2 protein-coding genes are annotated in these 3028 nt (G+C 71.2%); one reads left to right on the plus strand and one right to left on the minus strand.

The window, feature by feature from the left end:
- Positions 1 to 2189, minus strand: a 2189-nt coding sequence (locus tag ABD378_RS36105) for a glycosyltransferase family 2 protein (RefSeq protein WP_344528190.1), incomplete at its 3' end; no start/stop codon positions are given.
- Positions 2190 to 2363: 174 nt separating this feature from the next.
- Here ABD378_RS36105 and ABD378_RS36110 point away from each other — a divergent pair.
- The coding region (locus tag ABD378_RS36110) for a glycosyltransferase family 2 protein (RefSeq protein WP_344528192.1) at positions 2364 to 3028 on the plus strand (665 nt) is incomplete at its 3' end.

Raw genomic sequence — 3028 nt, forward strand, 5'->3', positions numbered from 1 at the left:
TCCCCGCCGCCCGCCTCCCGCAGGAACGCGTACCACCGGCCCTCCCGCAGTGCCCCGCCGCCGGGTGCCACCACCCCCCGGAAGCGCCCTGCGGTGCGTTCCACCGGTACGGTCAGTTCCTCGTCGCGGCCGCTGTGTCTGAGTACCAGTTCCGCCGCGTCCCAGCTCGTGTCGGAGACCGTGCCCTCGATGGTCAGCGTGCCGTCCGCGCTCCACGCCACCCGGTCGGCGATCGGCTGGCGGGTCAGCTCGATCACCAGTTGGCCCTGGTCGTTCGCCGATGCGCACAGCTCGCGGCCGCCCTCGCGGGATGTGTAGCGGCCCGGCGGCAGGTCGAGGGCCGCTGCCAGGGACTTCAGCTTGCCGTCCGGCAGGACCAGGTTGGCCTGCCAGCGGTCGCCGTGCGGGGGCTCGACCTCCTTGGGGGCCAGATGCGGGGTCGGTGCGATGTCCTCCAGGTCCGCGAGGCGCACGCGCACGTCGAAGCGGTCGTCGCCCGGCAGAGTCACCGGATAGTCGAACTCCGCCGACGAGTGCTTGTGCGTCAGGCGCAGGGCCGCCGGGCGCAGATGGCTCGGCAGATGGCCGCTCAGGACCATCTCGTCGCCGTCCCTGTGGTGGGCGTCGACCCGCGCCACGTAGTCCTGGATCCGCAGGACCAGGCGGCCCTTGCTGAAGCCGATGACAAGCCGGAGCCCGTCGCCCAGTTCGCGTACGACGGACTGGGCGGCCGAGTTGTCCAGGGGGCGCACCGCGGCCCGCCGCACCGAACCGTGGCCCGCGACGACCACGCCGAGCAGCCAGTTGCCCGGCCGCCACCGGCCACCCGTCTTCAGCTGCTCGGGGTCGATGGTCAGCTCGAACCCGGAGAGGTCGTAGCAGTGCAGCTGCTGCTGGGAGTTCTCGGTGGCCTGCGGCGCGGCGACCGTCCGGGTGGCGATCTTCCTCAACTGGGCTCTGCTGTGCGCCGACTTGAGGATGGCGGCCTTGATGGAGTGCCCCGGACGCGTCGCCTCCAGGTTGCGCACGTACGCGTAACCGCTGATCCGCAGCAGCCCGTCCGCGCCCCAACTCGCCTCCCGCACCCGGGAGATGACCGGCAGTTCCCCTCGCCCGAGCCTGGCCAGCTCCTGCGGCACCCGGATGTGGCCGCCCGAGCTCCGCGGGTAGGCGGCGCTGCGCCGCACCACCCCGCGGATCTGGAAGGCGCTCCCGTTGCGCTGCTCGAAGGTGAGGAGATCGATCAGGTCGGCGGTGCGTCCTTCGCGTACGAGATGCCATTTCACGCGCAGCGACACCGGTAGCCCCGCGACGACTCCCGGATCCGCGCGGCGCAGGAACGCGGCGGCGCCCTTCATGAAGGTGGCGCGGTACTCGGGCCCGCCCATCGGGAGGCCCTCAAGGAAGTACACGAAGTCGTCGCGCAGGCAGGAGGTGTCGTACGTCCCCCGCATCTCGGGCGCGTGCTCGGCGAGGAAGGCGCTGACGTGCGCGCACGCCGCGATCCGGTCGCGCACGCCCTTGACGTCCGTGCGCCGCCGGGTGATCGAGCCCTCGCGCACCCGCCAGTAGTAGACGTGGTCGCTGAGCACGTCGACGGAGCCCGCCAGGAAGTGCGCGGGGATCATGACCGGGGTGTCCTCGTACAGCTTCCCCTCGGGGAAGGTGAAGCCGTGCCGGTCCCAGAAGGCGCGGCGGAAGACCTTGTTCCAGGCGACGCGGTCGGCGAGTAGGTCCAGGTCACGGCTGATGTGCGTGCGCGAGCGCGGCTCGGTGAGCCACTTGTACTGCCACGCCTGCTGACGTCCGCGCTCGTTCAGGCGCCAGACGTTGCCGCTCGCGAAGTCGGATCCGGTCGAGTCCAGGCTCGCGGTCATCCGCGCGTACGCGTCGTGCGGCACGACGTCGTCGCTGTCGACGAAGGTCAGGTACTCGGCGGTCGGGGTCGCGTGCCGCACCCCGGTGTTGCGGGCCGCGCTGAGCCCCGCGTTCGGCTGGCGCACATAGACGAACCGTGGATCCTTCGCCGCGAACTCACGTGCGATCCGCGGGCTGCCGTCCGTCGAGCCGTCGTCGACGAGCACGGCCTCCAGGTCGGCCATGGTCTGCCCGGCGATCGACTCAAGGCACTCCTCCAGAAACTCTTCGACGTTGTAGATGGGCACGACGACGCTGAGACGGGGCTGCACGAAGACCGGCCTTTCGTACGCTCCCAGTCATGGGAGTAATCATGGGAGTACGGGCGTATTCATCCCCTTTGCCCCTTCTCGGCCCCTTCTCGTCAATTTCTTTGCCTCCCTTCACCCCAATGAGTGATCCACGGTCTTCGACAGGTCGTGTCCGGCTGGCTACCGTCGGTGAACATGGCGCGCTTCTCGGTTGTCGTCCCCGCCCACCGCGTCCAGGGCTACCTCAGGGAATGCCTGGACTCCGTGCTCGACCAGAGCTGCGGCGATCTGGAGCTGATCGTCGTGGACGACGCGTCGCCGGACGCTTCCGCCGCGATCGCCGCGGAGTGTGCGGAGCGCGACCCGCGCGTGCAACTCGTCCGCATCCCGGCGCACGCGGGCCCGGGGCCCGCCCGCAACATCGGCGCGGACCGCGCCACCGGCACCCACCTCCTCTTCCTCGACGGCGACGACCTCCTCCTGCCGGGCGCCCTGGAGGCCATCGCCGCCGCCCTCGACGAGGCCGAGGACCCGGACGTGCTGCTCTTCGGCCACGACCGCGTCGACTGGTGGGAGAGCGTGCGCGCGGGCGGCGACGACCTCGCGGGGGACCCCCTCGCCGTCACCGTCGCCGCCTGGAACCGCGTCTTCAGGCGCGTCTTCTGGCAGGAGCGCCGGCTCGCGTTCAGCGACGGTCCTTACGAGGACGTGGTGCCGGTGCGGCGCGCGACCCTGGCCGAGGGCGCACGCACCGCCGTCCTCGACAAGGCCTGCGTGCGCTGGCGCGAGCGGCGCGGCGGCAGCTTCGCCAAGTCACCGGGCCGGGAGCACTTCGCGGTCATCGGGCGGTACGAGGAGCT

It is taken from the genome of Streptomyces rectiviolaceus, from assembly GCF_039533825.1.
Lineage (GTDB): Bacteria > Actinomycetota > Actinomycetes > Streptomycetales > Streptomycetaceae > Streptomyces > Streptomyces rectiviolaceus.